General features: G+C 40.2%; 12 protein-coding genes and 1 pseudogene. 8 read left to right on the plus strand and 5 right to left on the minus strand.

What is annotated here, in order from left to right; all coding sequences use genetic code 11:
• Both AAGC65_RS11420 and AAGC65_RS11425 read left to right on the plus strand, forming a co-directional pair.
• A pseudogene (locus tag AAGC65_RS11420) lies at window positions 1–289 on the plus strand (glycoside hydrolase family 88 protein); the annotation flags it as partial.
• A gap of 1,156 nt (window positions 290–1,445) precedes the next feature.
• A complete protein-coding gene (locus AAGC65_RS11425) occupies window positions 1,446–2,234 on the plus strand; it encodes an MBL fold metallo-hydrolase (RefSeq protein WP_343112580.1) in 789 nt (262 codons plus the stop codon).
• 97 nt (window positions 2,235–2,331) lie between these two features.
• Here AAGC65_RS11425 and AAGC65_RS11430 read toward each other — a convergent pair whose 3' ends face one another.
• On the minus strand, window positions 2,332–5,172 hold the full coding sequence (locus AAGC65_RS11430; protein WP_343112581.1) for a TonB-dependent receptor: 2,841 nt from the start codon (window positions 5,170–5,172) through the stop codon (window positions 2,332–2,334).
• A gap of 244 nt (window positions 5,173–5,416) precedes the next feature.
• Between AAGC65_RS11430 and AAGC65_RS11435 the strand changes: the two genes are divergently transcribed.
• Entirely contained in the window at window positions 5,417–6,148 is a 732-nt protein-coding gene (locus AAGC65_RS11435; protein ID WP_343112582.1) for a LytTR family DNA-binding domain-containing protein, read from the plus strand.
• Window positions 6,149–6,157: 9 nt separating this feature from the next.
• On the opposite strand, the gene AAGC65_RS11440 is transcribed toward AAGC65_RS11435, so the two are convergent.
• Entirely contained in the window at window positions 6,158–6,922 is a 765-nt protein-coding gene (locus AAGC65_RS11440) for a LytTR family DNA-binding domain-containing protein (RefSeq protein WP_343112583.1), read from the minus strand.
• Complete coding sequence (locus AAGC65_RS11445; RefSeq protein ID WP_343112584.1) at window positions 6,900–8,003, minus strand: histidine kinase; 1,104 nt, start codon at window positions 8,001–8,003, stop codon at window positions 6,900–6,902. Before AAGC65_RS11445 ends, AAGC65_RS11440 begins: the two co-directional genes overlap by 23 nt.
• 74 nt (window positions 8,004–8,077) lie before the next feature.
• Between AAGC65_RS11445 and AAGC65_RS11450 the strand changes: the two genes are divergently transcribed.
• The 3 genes from AAGC65_RS11450 to AAGC65_RS11460 all read left to right on the plus strand — a co-directional run bounded on the left by AAGC65_RS11450 (window position 8,078) and on the right by AAGC65_RS11460 (window position 12,071).
• A complete protein-coding gene (locus tag AAGC65_RS11450) occupies window positions 8,078–8,230 on the plus strand; it encodes a hypothetical protein (protein WP_343112585.1) in 153 nt (50 codons plus the stop codon).
• 107 nt (window positions 8,231–8,337) lie between these two features.
• On the plus strand, window positions 8,338–11,346 hold the full coding sequence (locus AAGC65_RS11455; protein WP_343112586.1) for a lantibiotic dehydratase: 3,009 nt from the start codon (window positions 8,338–8,340) through the stop codon (window positions 11,344–11,346).
• A gap of 122 nt (window positions 11,347–11,468) precedes the next feature.
• A complete protein-coding gene (locus tag AAGC65_RS11460) occupies window positions 11,469–12,071 on the plus strand; it encodes an FMN-dependent NADH-azoreductase (RefSeq protein WP_343112587.1) in 603 nt (200 codons plus the stop codon).
• A 38-nt stretch (window positions 12,072–12,109) separates the two neighbouring features.
• On the opposite strand, the gene AAGC65_RS11465 is transcribed toward AAGC65_RS11460, so the two are convergent.
• A complete protein-coding gene (locus AAGC65_RS11465) occupies window positions 12,110–13,048 on the minus strand; it encodes a sulfotransferase (RefSeq protein WP_343112588.1) in 939 nt (312 codons plus the stop codon).
• A 3-nt stretch (window positions 13,049–13,051) separates the two neighbouring features.
• Window positions 13,052–13,750, minus strand: coding sequence for an aspartyl/asparaginyl beta-hydroxylase domain-containing protein (locus tag AAGC65_RS11470; protein WP_343112589.1), 699 nt, complete (start codon window positions 13,748–13,750; stop codon window positions 13,052–13,054).
• A gap of 490 nt (window positions 13,751–14,240) precedes the next feature.
• Here AAGC65_RS11470 and AAGC65_RS11475 point away from each other — a divergent pair, with 490 nt between their 5' ends.
• The gene (locus AAGC65_RS11475; RefSeq protein WP_343112590.1) at window positions 14,241–14,780 is read left to right on the plus strand and encodes a tail fiber protein; all 540 of its coding nucleotides are present in this window, start codon (window positions 14,241–14,243) and stop codon (window positions 14,778–14,780) included.
• A gap of 26 nt (window positions 14,781–14,806) precedes the next feature.
• Window positions 14,807–15,775: a formyltransferase family protein gene (locus AAGC65_RS11480; protein ID WP_343112591.1), complete on the plus strand. Its 969-nt coding sequence runs from the start codon at window positions 14,807–14,809 to the stop codon at window positions 15,773–15,775.
• Window positions 15,776–15,813: the final 38 nt, after the last annotated feature.

Here is a 15,813-nt window from a genome sequence, read left to right on the forward strand (position 1 = left end):
GGGTGATTTAATTAACAAGTTAAAAAAAGCTGCTAAAACCTCGAAAAAGGTTTACATGAAGGATGCCTGCTCTATTAGCCTGAGTGGAGCAGCAAAGCCTGTATTGAAAAACAGTGCGGGTGCTTGTATCATTGCCAGTGCAAAATATGGCAAAGGAACAGTAGTTGCCGTAGGCGATCCCTGGTTGTACAACGAATATACGAACGGAAGGCTCCCTGCAGGCTTTGAAAATGATAAGGCGGCTAATGATATGGTGCAGTGGTTATTGCAATTGGCTACCGATAAGTAATCCAATATCAATAATATACAGGTTAACTGGTAAAAAGGTTAATTTATAAAACCTACGGTTAGAATGAATTTAGTTTCTGCTTTTTGAATAGCAGAAACTAAATTTGATTAACCTTATTAATCAATTTAAACCTGTATGCCTAATCCTGAACCAAATAGCTTTGCGGCAATGTATGCCAACAGAAAGCTGCCCAAATGCTCAAGCTGCCATATTGAGTATGATATGCAATTACATCGTGGGCCTATTATCAGCAATTATTTTTTTTGGTTGCCTGTTAATAAATTCGCGTGTAACAGGTGTATGGTTTGCAGGTATTCCCTTGATTTTTCAAAATTTATACTAAAGCTCAGAATGATCAGTATGCTGTCTGGGCTATTTAAGTTTTCAGACTATATCAGCAATTTCATGCGTTTATTTGTACGGAGGTTGCAGCGGTTGGCCAAAAAGTTTGTGAGGTTTGTTTATCGATCTTTTAAGCAGCTTATTTTGTTATTTGCCGGTTTTTTTTCACGCCTGTTTTTTGCAAAAGGCCGTCATAGACATACCACTTTCAAAAGACGAAATTATCCTCCTGTAACCTTTTTTGGCAGGGTGTTTAAACGGTTCGGTTATTTTAACCGTGTTTTCGTTGTACTCAGTGTTTTTTCTCCTCTTTTATAGAAAATGATCTATGAATATAACCAATTTCTGACACACTAAGTCTTGCCAAATGCTTCCTCAGGTAGTATATTTGCTTATATTTTCCTGTGGTGTAATGGTAGCACTTCTGATTCTGGTTCAGACGATCGTGGTTCGAGCCCATGCGGGAAAACAAAAAGGCAAGTACGAATGTAGTATTTGCCTTTTTTAATTAACGTTTCCAATAATAATTCTCAGGAAACATCAAAATAATCAAATCCCGGTTCAATTTCCCATCTTCCGGGCAAATCAATTCATTAATATTTCATGAGTGCGCCAAAGTCTATCACGCTTTGTATCTTATAAAGGTCTACAAATTGTCAGCTATTTTCTTAAACCGGATTGATGTTGATTCATACTTGAATTTTTGACTTAGGTCAAGATTTTTTGTGTACCATGTCTGGAACTTAGTGTCAATAAAAGGAGCAGATTTCATACAACAAATTAATTCTGAATGCTTTTTTAAATAGACATCTATATGAAACAAGAAAACAATTCGCCATTGAAGGTAACCTACATTGGGGGGCCAACTGTTATTATTGAAATTGGCAATTTCAAGATTATGACGGATCCTACACTGGACCCTGAAGGAACAACGGTTGAAAGTAAACTGTTGGTGGAAAAAAAGCTATCCGGGCCTGCATTAATTCCACATCAGTACATTGATGCTGTACTATTAAGTCACGATCAACACTTTGATAACCTTGACAATTCCGGTCGGGAGTTTCTGAAGAAAGTTGGTATAACTTTGACTACTGTAGAGGGAGCAGAAAGGCTCAAAGGCAATGCAAAAGGGCTTGAAGTAAATAATTATCATACATTTGAAACAGCTGATGGTAACAGCGTTAAAATTACCGCTACACCCGCACGTCACGGACCAGCTGGAGTTGAAAAAATTACAGGGCATGTCATCGGGTTTCACATTGCAGTATCTGGTAATCAATCGTTTGAAGTATACATAACCGGCGATACAGTTTATTATAACAAGATTGAGGAACTGGCAACTAAAATTAAGCCACAATACATTTTTGTACACGGGGGAGCAGTCCGTCCGCACGGAGCGTTTCACATAACGATGAGTACCAACGATGTAGTTGATACAGCAGCTTTATTTCCAGGTGTACCACTTATACCCCTGCATACTGAAGGATGGACGCATTATACAGAACATAATGCAACCCTAATTGAGGCATTTGAGATGTTAGGAATTAAAGACAGGCTACACATATTGGAGCCGGGGAAACTGACCGAGCTCCCCTTGAATTAAGCTCTCTCAATGCGCCGATAATTATTCCTGTTAGGCCATAAAAATGCCTGTAAAACTTATAATTTACAGGCATTTTTTATGGCTTTAATTTACAGTTTTAAAGGTTATAACCCAACGAAATATAATATAAACCACCAAAGGCCGGATCACCGAATGAAGTATGGTAGTATTTATTCAGTATGTTTGAACCTCCAACTTTGATCATAGATTTGATAACAGGTATTTTCAAATTTACCTGTGCGTCAACTGTACCAAAGGCGGGTACATCACCGGCAGCAAAAGGAGTGCTCCACTTAAATTGCTGCTGCCAGCGGTAGGCAATATTAAATCCGATATTGTGATAAACATTCGGATTGGCCAACCCTAAATTGAAACGAAATTTAGGCGAGTTAAATCCATAATCATTCACATAATCAGCCGGAAGCTTGTTAATATTATTATAGGATACGTTACCGCTGATTACATAAGCGCCACGGTGATAGTCTAATCCGGCAGCAGCACCGTATTCCTTAACAGTTCCGGCAACGTTTACCGGTACGTTAAAGCTTGTGAAATCATTTTCATGATTTTGGTACACTTCAATCTCCGAAATGAAGTTTTTATACTCGTTGTAATATACATAGGCATCAAACAATAAATCTGGCGTTATCAATGCCTTATCACCCAGTTCAAATGCTTTTACACTTTCGGGTTGTATGCCTTTTGGGTTAAAGTTATATACCTTTAACAGTGATTGATCGGGCTTGCCTGCCGCTGCCGAACCCAAAAAGTTATAATAGCTATCGCCGGTAAACGGCTTGTTGTTTAGGAGCTGATATTTGTTCAGCATCTCTGGCAAGCCGCCAATTAAACGTATTGATCCGCCGCCGGCTGCAAGGTCAAGATATTGGTTTTGCGAGGCAGGGTTGCGATAGCCTGTTTGGTACGAAGCACGGATGTGGTTATTGTCAGACAGTGCATAAACTGCTGTTGCCCTTGGGGTAAACCTGCCATCAAAGTTCTCGTTTTTATCATACCTGCCCGCCAATGTCAGTTTTAAACGATCATCAAAAAACTTTTTCCCGATAATAGCGTATGAACCAAACTCACCTATGTTTAGCTTACGGTTTACATCATCAAATATAGTTCCGTTTGACCGGAGCTGATAAACCCGGTATGAAGCCCCTGCCTGTAATTCAAAAATGTTGTTTAACAGCCGGTTAAAGTTATACATACCCTCATAATGGTACATGTTGGTTTTATCATCAAACCGTGCGCCCGTTCCTTCACTGATAGTATTGTTGATGATGGTGTTTTTGGCCGCGTTAAAAGTCGCGCTTCCAGGCAAAAACCTGCCATTATCCGCCGCTGCACGGGCCGCGGCATGTGCGTCGGCATCGCTTAAGCCCTGTTGAGCCTTTGCACCTATGTAGTTGGCAACATATTCCGGAAACCACTCCTGTGATGCTTTTGATTGCTCATTAATGTAACTTCCAAGGATAGAGGTAATGTATGAATCGCCGGAACGTTCTTGTACTGTATAGGCCCTTGCCAAAAAGTCTTCACCTTTTAACTCCAGTTTGTATTGACCAATGCTAAAGTTTTGAAGCGCGTAACGGTCTGAGTTGGTATACATGGTTGATCCGCGTCCCCAGTTCACCTGTGCGATAGCTTGTATGGTATTGGTAAATTTATAATATAACGCTGTTGAGGTTTTTAGGGAATTTGCATCATAATTAACCAAGCTGCGTTCATCATACCCGGTTCGTGACACGCTTTCATTGGGTAACAAACCAGGTGTGTTTAATCCGGCGTAAAAAGGAGCGGTTTGGTCATTACTCATTAAAAAGCTATTGATCTGACTTTGCGAAGGTATCATTCCTCCGGTGGCTTGGCTGTATTGATTCATATAAGCTTGCTGCCCGGCATTTAATACAGCCTGGGCTACGTTGCGCATATTTTGGCTAACTTCATCGCCATACACATTAACGCCATCATAGTTAGGGTCGGTATTTCTGTTGCCGGCTTTTACGTTTTTACCAATACGGTCATAATTGCTGGTATTATCAGCAATCCAGTCATGAGCACGCAGGTAAGAGAAAGATACTTTTACACCAAAACGGTTGTTCCATGATTTGGCCAATCGTACATCAACCTGGTTAAAGGGTTTTACACCTGAGTTGTCGTCACTTACATGGTTAATACCGGTTTTGTATTGAAAACTGATACCCTGGTATTTGAAGGGATCTTTTGAGGTCATGATCAAAGTTCCGTTTGTGCCACCTGAGCCGTACAGGGCAGAAGAGGCGCCGGGCAATAGTTCAGCATTATCAAGATCTAAATCTGAAATACCTACAATATTGCCGATGTTGAAATTTAATCCAGGGGCCATGTTATCCATCCCATCCACAAACTGGTTAAAACGGTAATTACCATCAGCATTAAATCCGCGGGTGTTTACAGATTTAAATGTAAGGCTTTGGTTGGTGGTTTCTACCCCCTTTAAGTTGCTTAAGGCGTCATAAAAAGATAAGCCTGGGGTTTCTTTTATTGATGCACCGCTAATGCGTTCAATAGAAACGGGCGACTCCAGCAAGCGTTCAGGTGTTCTGGATGCGGCAATTACCACCTCCTGTCCGAAAATTGTTGAAGGTGTTAATAGTATATTTAATTCTTGTGAATCTGATGATAGCGTTTGCTGTACGGTCTGATATCCGATGAATGAAACAGTTATGGTTACCGAGCCTTGTTTAGGAGCAATTATCGAAAAATGGCCACTTTGATTGCTCGCGGTTTCAATAGCTGAACCTTTTATTTTAATTACTGCGCTGTAAATGGGGGTTTTAGTGTTACCATCGGCCACAATACCACCAATTTTAATGCCTTGCGCATGGGCATAACCCGTAATTAAAATAAGTACAAAAAAGAGTTTGATTTTTTTTAATAGCAGTTTATTCATAAAGTATATTTAGTTGACAGCAAAACTAAATTTATGTCTATCGGCAAACAATCCCCTATTTTGGGGAGAAGCAATGTGCCGAAATAGTATATAAACCAAATTCAAATTTTAACTGTGATGTTGTAAACAGTTTGCATCATTGATATTTGTCAGCGCTATGTATAATGTTACTTGTACTATGGAAACTTTAATTTTTTTACCTTTATTTAAAATACTTAATAAACACGATCATAACTTTTGATCTATGCTAAACTGTTTTGTTGTTGACGATGAATTTCACGCGCTGGAAACCATGTGCGATTATGTGGAGCAAACTCCGGGACTTAAATTGATGGGAAGTTCAAATATACCAACAGAAGCTCTGGCTCAAATTAAAAATGGCCCGGCTCCTGACGTGCTCATAACCGATATTGATATGCCCATATTAACGGGGCTTGATCTGGCAGAGCTGGTAGGCGAAAAGTGTATAGTGATATTTACCTCGGCTCATGAAGATTTTGCCTTAAAAGCGTTTGAGCGCGAAGGTTTTGCGTATCTATTAAAACCTGTAACGTATACCAAGTTCCTGAAAGTGTTTCAGCGGCTTGAAACCTTTAATATCACCAGTGAAAAAACAAATAAAGAAGACGGCACTGATGCGCTTTTTCTCAAAGGTGATGAAGGTAAAATGCTCCGGGTTGAGCTGAGTGAAATTGTTTATATAGAAAGCCAGAAAAATTATGTGATCGTGGTTACAGAAACAGATTCCACTACCATTTACATGATGATCAGCGAAATTATCAATTACCTGCCCGAAAGCCAATTTTCAAGGGTGCACCGCTCGTTCATCGTAAGCCACAGGCATATTAATTATATTACCCACAAAATGATCATCATGAAGAATGGTGTAGAGATACCCATAAGCTTGTCATTCAAAAACAGCCTTCTTGATAAGTTACAGCATCAGATACCTGTATCAAAAAGGCTGTCGTCATAAATTTACAATTCAGGTTTTGCCTGGCTTGCCGGGTATAATGTTATCTTTTGAACCTCTTCGCAGCAGCAGTTTTTGTATTTTGGCAAAAAAAGGGTCATGGAATTTTAAGCCGATAGGTAAGGCTACTACCGGTTTACTGTGTAAAATAACATGGCCCATTTCAATGGTTTTTATTTTTGAATCATTTACAATGTATGATTTATGTATCCTCGAAAAACGATCGGCTGGTAAAAACTGCTCCATTTCTTTCAGCGTGAGGTAAGCTATTATCTTATCGCTCTGATGGTACAAGATAACATAGTTGTTAAGGCTTTGCACATAATACAGTTCGTCCATCACAATCTGGATCATTTTTGATTTAATGTCAGATTGTATGTAAAAAAAATCCTGATGCTGTTCAGGTTTGTTTTTGTGATGTTCACTGATCTTTTTAGTGAGGCGCTGGCAGCAGGTGGCAAACCTATCATATGATATAGGTTTTAATAAATAATCGGCAATATCAAGCGTATACGCTTCAATTGCATATTCGGTATGGCCGGTTGTTAAAACAACAAATATGTTTTCATTAATGATCTTCAGAAAATCCATGCCCGATATCTGAGGCATATCAATATCCAGAAATAAAATATCAGGCGTAAGGCTGCTAATACTCTTGAGGGCGCTTAAAGGCGATACATCAGATCCAACTAAGGTAATATTAGGGGTACGTTCAATATAATCGGTTAATAAATCAATTGCATGTTGTTCGTCGTCAAGAATAAAGCTCTTCAGCATAGTTCATTTGTATAGCTAACTCCACAGTAAAAATATTGTCTTTAGATGTAATGTGCAGATGGTGCTTGTCCGGATAAGCACTTTGTAATCTTAGTCTTACATTGTTTAACCCAATACCATGACTTATGGTTTTTTTCTTTTCTGTAAAACGGTTTACCGAACAAAAATGAAAGGTGCCGTCTGTGGCCCACATGTTTATAGTGGCGGGTTTAGCAGCATCATAAAGATCTCCGTATTTAAAAATATTTTCAATAAAAGTAATCAGTACCAATGGTGGTATCCTGAAATATTCGGGTATATCTTTGGTAGTGAGTTGAATTTGAAGTTGGTCTTTAAAACGTATCTGGTTTAATTTAATAACATTTTTAACCTGGTTAATTTCGTCATTCAGCTTTTGTTCGCCCCGGGCATCTAATTTTTGCAGGGAGTAGCGGGTGATTTCCGAAAGTAGTATCACCGCGTCTGCAGCCTTCTCTGAAACTTTATAAATGGTATTGTAAACAAAGTTGAGCGAGTTAAACAACAGGTGCGGATTGATCTGGGCTTTGAGGTAAGCGTTCTCGGCAATAACAACCTGCTTTTGAAGTTCCAGGTTTTGATTATCAATGGTTAATTGCTGCTGAATAAGTTTATCATTATGAGCCCTGGTATGATACAGGTAAATACCAAGCCAATAACCGGTACTCAGCAGTATAAAATAAATGGCCCGCCAAATAATGGCAGCCACGAAACCTGATATATTACCTGCAGACCATGTAGTTGCAATATGTGCCTTTGCAAGTATCACATTAATACTAAAACTCAGTACAAAATATACAATTAGCTCTGTGATGATTCCGATAATTAAAGGTAACCGGAAAAATTTAGGAGGCGCGTAAATTGAAAATATCAGGTAATTGCAGTAAAACAGTAATATGTAAAGCGAATAGTGAAGAAAGTTGTCTAAAAAGGGCGTGCTGCGGTGCGAAATAAAATAAACAGCTGTTTGTTCATATACAATAAATATTAGCCAACCCGCTATGTGACTGTAAATTAACTTTTTGTTAATCGTGTTCACCCTTTCCAAAACCTCCTTTACCATGTGTATCTGTTGTTTAGCGTAACATTTTTTTTCATGCCGATTTGCTGCCTTAAATTCAAGCAAAAATAAATATTATGGAAAAGAAAGTTTGGAAAAAAAATCTGCCTAAAAGAAGGCCAATTTATCGTTTTACCACAGCTGGTAATGGTGATAACTCAATTGAAAAAGGTGATACCACAACATTGGTGCTCACCACGTCGGCATTTGTTATCAATGTTGACAAATAACTATTGATGATCGGTACGGTCAGGTAAAGATCTTCAAACAAAAAGCGGATATCATCCGCTTTTTGTGTTTAAATCATTTAAAACTTACACCATTAATATTAAACCGAATGAAAAACTGTCAGTTTAATGCTGCTGTAATGGTGCGGTCGCCCTACTACAGCTTTATTGATTATAATATTAACCGGCTGCCCCAACTGCTTGCCGATCCCCTTTTTCAGCGGGCGATATATTTAGCCAGCCCCGAATTGTTTAGTTTGCTTGAAGATAAAGAGTTTAATGCCGATGCACTAAATGATAAACAGCGCCTCACGATACTTAAGTACATCAACCGTATGTACTACCGGCCTACGCCATTTGGAGGGTTTTCATCATTTTCGGCAGCCACGTGGAGAGCACCGGCCAATGTTCTGGTGCTTGATGATTTAAAGGCTGCCAGCCTTCGGCTCAATTGGGATCAGGAAATAGTGTTAAAACTCGCAGAACCGATATTTAGCCAGAATTTAAAAAATACGCAATTACAGATAAATCCTACCCTTTACCATGTTTTGAATGAATACCGTTTTATTACTACCGATATAGATTTTACCCTTAAAAAACTCCGGTTTAACCTGGAGGCTATTGATAAAGACGAGTTGCTTGATATTATTATTGACGCTTTGCGGCAAAAGGCTACACTATCTGTTTTGGTAGAGTGTATAATAAATTTTACAGGATGGAGCGCAGCCGACGCAGAGGATTATATACACGCGCTTTTTGAGCTGCAGGTTATCAAAGCCGATAATTATCCTCATACCTCTGGATATGATTACCTCACCGGTCTGAGCCAACGATATCCGGATTTACTGCCGGGAGGTTTGATTAATCAGTTGTCTTTAAATAACCTCGAAAATAAGCTGGATGACATATGTAAGATGGCGCAGCAAATGAACCATTATTTAGTCGCTAATAACCTTACACGGCCAAAACATTTTTTTTATGCCAATACCAGCCGGCCGGTAAGGGCGGGTGGTGTACCCATACATTATCAGCAGAAAATTAACGATACGCTCAATGCTTTGTATCGGGTGCTGCCTGTTCCGCAATCAGCAAAACTGCGAAAGTTTACTGAAGAGTTTACCAAACGATATGATCTGCGCGAGGTTCCGCTATTACAGGTGCTTGATCCGGAAACGGGTATAGATTATGCCGGGTTAGCTGCCCGGTACACTAAAGATCCCTTGCTGGATAGCCTCAGTTTTAAATCGTTAGAACCGGCCGTAAAACTGGAATGGACGGCTTTGCACCGCTTGCTTTTAAAACGATGGGTTAGTCCGCGGGTAGCATCTGAAGGTATTGTATTAAGTACTGATGATCTGCAGGCTGACGGAAATGATCAGCTTCCTTTAGCACCATCTTTTGCTGTGTTTTTCAGAGGCTTGGGCAAACAACTGCTTCTGGAGTCGGCAGGTGGGGTAACCGCTATAGCAATTATAGGGCGGTTCACCTGCCTGAGTAATGAGTTTTTTGACATTGCTAAAAGTATGATAAGCCTGGAGCAGGCGGCAAACCCTACAGTTGTATTTGCAGATATAGCGCAGCTGGGTGATATACATGTTGATAATATTAACCGCCGGGCATCGCTTTATGAGCATGAAATTGTAATTAACGGCGGTTCAGATCTACCCGAAGAGCAGCAATTACCTTTATCCGATCTGTGGCTCTCTTGTCGTAATGGGCAATTGGTATTGCGATCGCATAGGTTAAATAAACGGATCATTCCGAGGCTGGCATCGGCTTATAATTATAATCATCATGATTTGGCCGCTTTCCGTTTTCTGTGCGATCTGCAATATCAGGGCGTACAAAGTAACCTGGCATTTGATTTGGAACAGTTTTTTCCTGGCCTGAAGGAGTATCCCCGCGTTACCTTGGGCGATGTAATTATCAGTGTAGCTAAATGGTACCTGAATGAGGCCGATCTGAAATTGCCGGAGCAAATAGATCAATTAATTCATGAAAGAGGACTGCCCAGATACGTGGCCCTTGCCCAGGCAGATCAGCAGCTGGTATTCGATCTGCATAGTCAGGATGAAAAGTTGTTCTTGCTCAATTGTATACGAGGAGCAAAAAACATACAGCTTCAGGAGTATCTGTTACCTGATGATTTTCCGGTTCAGGATGCGGAGGGTAAGCCGATGATCAGTCAGTTCGTTTCATTTATTCATAACAACGAGGAGGTTTATAAACCACTTGTTTTTGAAAAAGCAGAGATGGCTGATGTTGATAGGGTTTACACTCCGGGCAGCCCCTGGGTTTATTTTAAAATTTATTGCCATGAGCAGGCAGCAAACCGGTTATTGGCCGGGCCCCTGCATCAATTTTTAATGAGAGCTGGCGAAGGTTGGTTTGATACCTGGTTCTTTATCCGTTATCATGATCCGCTGCCGCACATCAGACTGCGGGTAAAAGTAAAAGACGAAGATACCGGAAAAGTGATCAGAACATTGCGGCAATTGCTTGAGCAGGATGGCAGTATTGAATTGGTAAAAGACTACCAGTTGCATGTGTACCAGCGCGAACTGGAACGCTATCACCCCTTATTGATTGATCAGGTAGAGGAGGTATTTAACCGGAGTAGTGCCCTTGTTTGCAGCTTTATTAAAAATGAGGAATTTGCCGGAATTAATCAACAGGCCTACAAACTGGCATTTATTTCATTGAATGATATGCTGAACGTGTTTTTAGATTCGGCCGGGCAGAAAATTGAATTTACAGAGCAGGTTTGGCAAAGTTTATTTACGGAGTTTAATGGCGATAAACAGCTTAAAGTATCACTTGATCAAAAATATCGAAATATAAAGACCGGGCTTGAGTGTTTGCCTGATGATCTTGATTTTTATTCCAGGCTTAAATTAAAGGCAGTTCATACCCGCTTTATTGATTCTTTATATAAATTAAAAGTAAAAATGGAGGGTATAGATGATGAAAAAAGATTACGTATACTGGCCGATATTATACATATGCATTTTAACCGCGTTTTTGCAAATGAGCAGCGCAAACAGGAGCTAACTATTTATTATATGATGCACAAGTACTTACTTGCCCGCAAGGCCATAATGAAGTTTGTTGTTTTATAAGTAATTGATTTGCAGTTGCTTTATGCGCTTGCTATCCAAAAGGATACTACTATCCTTTTGGATAGCCGGGCTGCAGAAGGCTAAAATGGAGGTAATTTTGTTTCATCAAATAGATATATCAAATGAAAAAGATACTTCACATTATTTCGAGCCCGAGGGGGGCGGAATCATTTAGCATTAAGCTGGGTAATCAGATAATTGAAAAGCTTAAGGCAACTTACCCGGGCAGTACGGTAACCGAAAGAGACCTGGTAAAAGAGCAGTTTCCGGTATTGGAAGAGGCTCACCTGACATCTTTTTTTACACCGGCCGAACAGCGTACACCAGAAGGCGCGGAAGCGGCAAGGCACTCTGAAGAAGCTATTGCCCAGTTAATGGATGCCGATATAATTGTAATAGGCGCGCCTATGTATAATTTTAATATCCACGCGTCATTAAAAGCCTGGATAGATCATATAGTACGGGCTGGACTTACCTTTAAATATGATGAAAACGGGCCACAGGGGCTTGTAGGTAACAAAAAATTGTATGTTGCTGTATCATCTGGCGGTATTTATAGTGAGGGGCCTATGCAGGCTAATGATTTTGTGGTGCCATACTTAAAGTTTATGCTTGGTTTTATAGGCCTCACCGATATTGAAGTTTACCGGGCCGAGGGGCTTGCCATACCCGTAATTAAGGATACTGCGCTTGAGAAAGCTTTTAATAGTGTAGTGATAAATTGATAAATGACAGGGAGAAGGCTGCCGAAGGGTGGCCTTCTTTATTTCAATACCAGGTACTCAAGCTCATCATATAGCTCCATTGCTTTGTTAATATATAATGGTTTTTGCGGCTGGGTTTCTTCCTGAAAAGCTTCCCCTGGTCTTTTAGAATGATATTGGCTTCGTTGATTCATCGCCGCTAAATCCCCATCGCTAATAGGCGTGTTGGTAAAGGCGGCAATCTTATTGATCATAGCCATTGGCCCTTCGTTATAATTCAAAAGCAAACAATTGCTATCTGTATTGATGATGTGGTGATATCGCTCAAGGTATTTTTCAAGCACGCGGGAAGTATAAATATCGGGCCGGTTATAAGTAATGTCATCAGGCTCAAATCCAAATAGGGCTGGTTCAATTAGTCCGGGCACTGCCTGCATTCCTGGTATTTTCAGGTGCGATGCCAGTACTTCATCCGGGTTGCGGTACATTAAAATAAAAGGCACATCAGGATAAAGTGAGCGTAATTGTTCATAGAAAAATATATGCCAGCTATCCGTTTTAATAAATAAATGCTGTTCGTGCCCGGTTCTTTTTTGCCCGTAAATCCTGATGGCGGCATCTAATAAGCTGGATACTTCGTTTTGATTAAAACCGGTACCCTGAAAAGGCAAACGGAGCAGATCATCAAAAAAAGGCACTTCCGAAAGTACCATGTTTTCCCGGGCGGTTGCCAGCAGCTGCGACACCAGGGTAGATCCGCACCGCGATACATGAAAAATAAAAGCAGTTGGTGCAATATAATCCAAATCATCAGCCCACTCCTTCAGCATTTCAATACGACTTACCGGGGTAAAATATCTGTTGCCCATTTTTTTACATTTGTTAATAGTATCATCAAAAAATGGTTCGGTAAAAGGTTCAGTATGGGTATTTAGCCAATAGCACAGCTGTTTATCAAATTGATAAGGTATCCAGTTTTTTAGTGACGAATGGGGCATAGCTTAATTGGCTTGGGTAAAGGTATTCCTGGCTAATAACTGTTGCTCCAGTTGGCTGGCCAGTTTATTAGAGGTATCGGTATTTTGCATGCGTAGTTCCCTGATAATATCAGGCAGATTGCCATTATCGGTAGAGTGAGATACCTCGGTGGCCAGGCTCATAAGGTGTTTTATCCAATTGTTTACCTTGCAATCAACAACCAGGTGTACCCTGTCGGCAGTGCCCAGGTTAGCCACGCCGTGCGTTAAATTAGCGTTAATATACCAGCAATCACCCTCCTGTAACGGAATACGCTCATTTTCTATATTAAATGATACCTGAGGGTTTGTGATAACAGGGAAGTGCAGGCGCGCTTCGCCTTTTTCAAAAGCCAGTTCGTGATCACGGTGAGGTTTTATAACGGCCCCGGCCTGTAGGTTTAAAAAGCGTACTGCCATTACCGGGCAATTAAAAGTTGATAATAAAGCTTTTACCGAAGGAAAATACTGCATATAGGCGGTATCCAGGTAATCATTATCAGTTATCAGATCTGGTATAATATTTTTATCGCCTCCGCCCGGGGATCGTAATGCCAATACCTTCCAGGAGCCTTCATAATAGTGAGTATTAAAGTGCTCCTGCCATTCCCGGTTCAGGGCCGATAGTTCTTGCTGTATTCCGTTCAGGTTATAACGTATCGGCAGTTTGGCATAGCGAATCATTAGGTTTGCTTTGGGTTAGGTTTAATAAAGATGGTTATTTAGCTGTAAATATGCAAAAGACGTTAGGCTATCCGGTTAAATAATTAGTGCTTAATAGTTTAATTATAAAAATGAACAAAAAAATTATAATAATATATTAAAACTAATTATATTTACTGCCAATACTAAACCTTAAAGCTGAAAAATGACCATTCATCAGAAATTATTTCGTGAGAATTTTATGCCATAAAAGGTTGTATGATGCAATTTTAGCGTTGTGATTTGACTGCATATTAATATTTTGTTATTAGTAGCTTCAATTTTGTCCCGCTTATTGCATTGGGTATAGTGTGTATATGTTTTGAATAAATAAGTTTACAGGTGTTTATTTTTTCTATGAAAAACAACCTGTAATAATGCATTTGCATTGCTTTTTACGAAAATATACTTATACATTATTCCGGAGTATTGTAATTGAACACAAATAATCTAAACCCTATAAATCAAAATCATGGACAATCCTTTTCTTGGAACAGTTTCACTGTTTGCCGGTAATTTTGCCCCTCGCGGCTGGGCTCTTTGTAATGGTCAGTTAATGTCAATAGCACAAAACTCGGCGCTGTTTTCATTATTGGGTACCACTTATGGCGGCGATGGCATAACCACTTTCGCTTTACCTGATCTGCGTGGTCGTGCCCCGATACACTGGGGACAAGGACCTGGCCTAACCAACAGGGAACTTGGCGAAGCAAGCGGGTCAGAAAATGTGACTTTGGTAGTTACACAGATGCCGCAGCATAACCACATAGTATCTGCAAGTACTACTACTGCCACACAAGGTTCGCCTGCCGGGAATGTGCTGGCTGTGTCAACAGATCCGGGCGCTGGCAGTGCGCCGCTGAATTTCATAGAGCCGGCATCTATTAATACCACTATGGCTCCAGGTACTATATCGCCGGCAGGTGGCAATCAACCGCACAATAATATGCAACCTTATTTAACTATAACTTTTATTATAGCGTTGCAGGGTATTTATCCATCACGTAACTAATTGATTTTGATGCTGAACTGTAACTGATGAAAATAGGAATCGTTTCCAATTCGGCATTGTTATACATGCCCCTGCTTTCAAATTTATATCACTATAAAAATAAAGCAGGGGTTATGTTGTACGTTGGAAAATCTACCGCGCCTGATCAAAACACGGCTCAAGCATTAGATTTTTGCAACGCCGCGGGCATCCCGGTAACTTTTGAGAACGGCAAGGATGACCTGTATAGCTGGGCTCAGGTATTGGAGCCCGATGTTGTTTTTTTTGTAGGCTACAGCAGTATTGTAAAAACAGAACGATTAAGCCATATAAAGCATGGCGTATATAACATACACTTTGGCAGGCTACCCCAGTTTAGAGGACCGGCACCGGTTTTCTGGCAACTACGCAAAGGGTATCATGAAATTGGATTAGTCATTCACCGCCTTACCGATAAGCTGGATAGCGGGCCAATAGTTTGGCAATATAATATTATAAACCTGCCCCATTTTAGCTACGATCATGTATATCAGCTATTTGGCGAGTTGCAGATAAAGGGAGTTATTGATATACTCAATGGCATTCATACCAACTGTGCTTTACCAGAGATAGAGCAGGATGAAAGCAAAGCCGCTTATTATGATAAGCCGCAGCTTAAAGATGTATTGATTAACTGGAACGAAATGGAGGCTGAAGAGGTTGTTGATACCATAAAAGCCTGTAACTCCTGGAACACGGGGGCCATTACCATGATCAATGGGTTTGAATTGAAAATTTTGGATGCTACCATTACCACGGCTTATCAGCATAGATACCGGCCGGGTACTATAGTAATTAATGATAGCGGCGATTTTACCGTAGTATGCAAAGGCGATAAGCTATTGCATATCACCTTTTTTAAAATTAGCAGTAGTAATTATATACCGGCCAGGTTTGCCGGAGTATACGGGTTTAAAACAGGGCAAAGCTTTGAAAGCTACGCTCCCGATTTTAAGCCGGCAACAATTGGAACATAACCATACGATCATATAATTTTTTACTGAGATGCAGCTGT

It is taken from the genome of Mucilaginibacter sp., from assembly GCF_039207105.1.
Taxonomy (GTDB): Bacteria; Bacteroidota; Bacteroidia; order Sphingobacteriales; family Sphingobacteriaceae; genus Mucilaginibacter.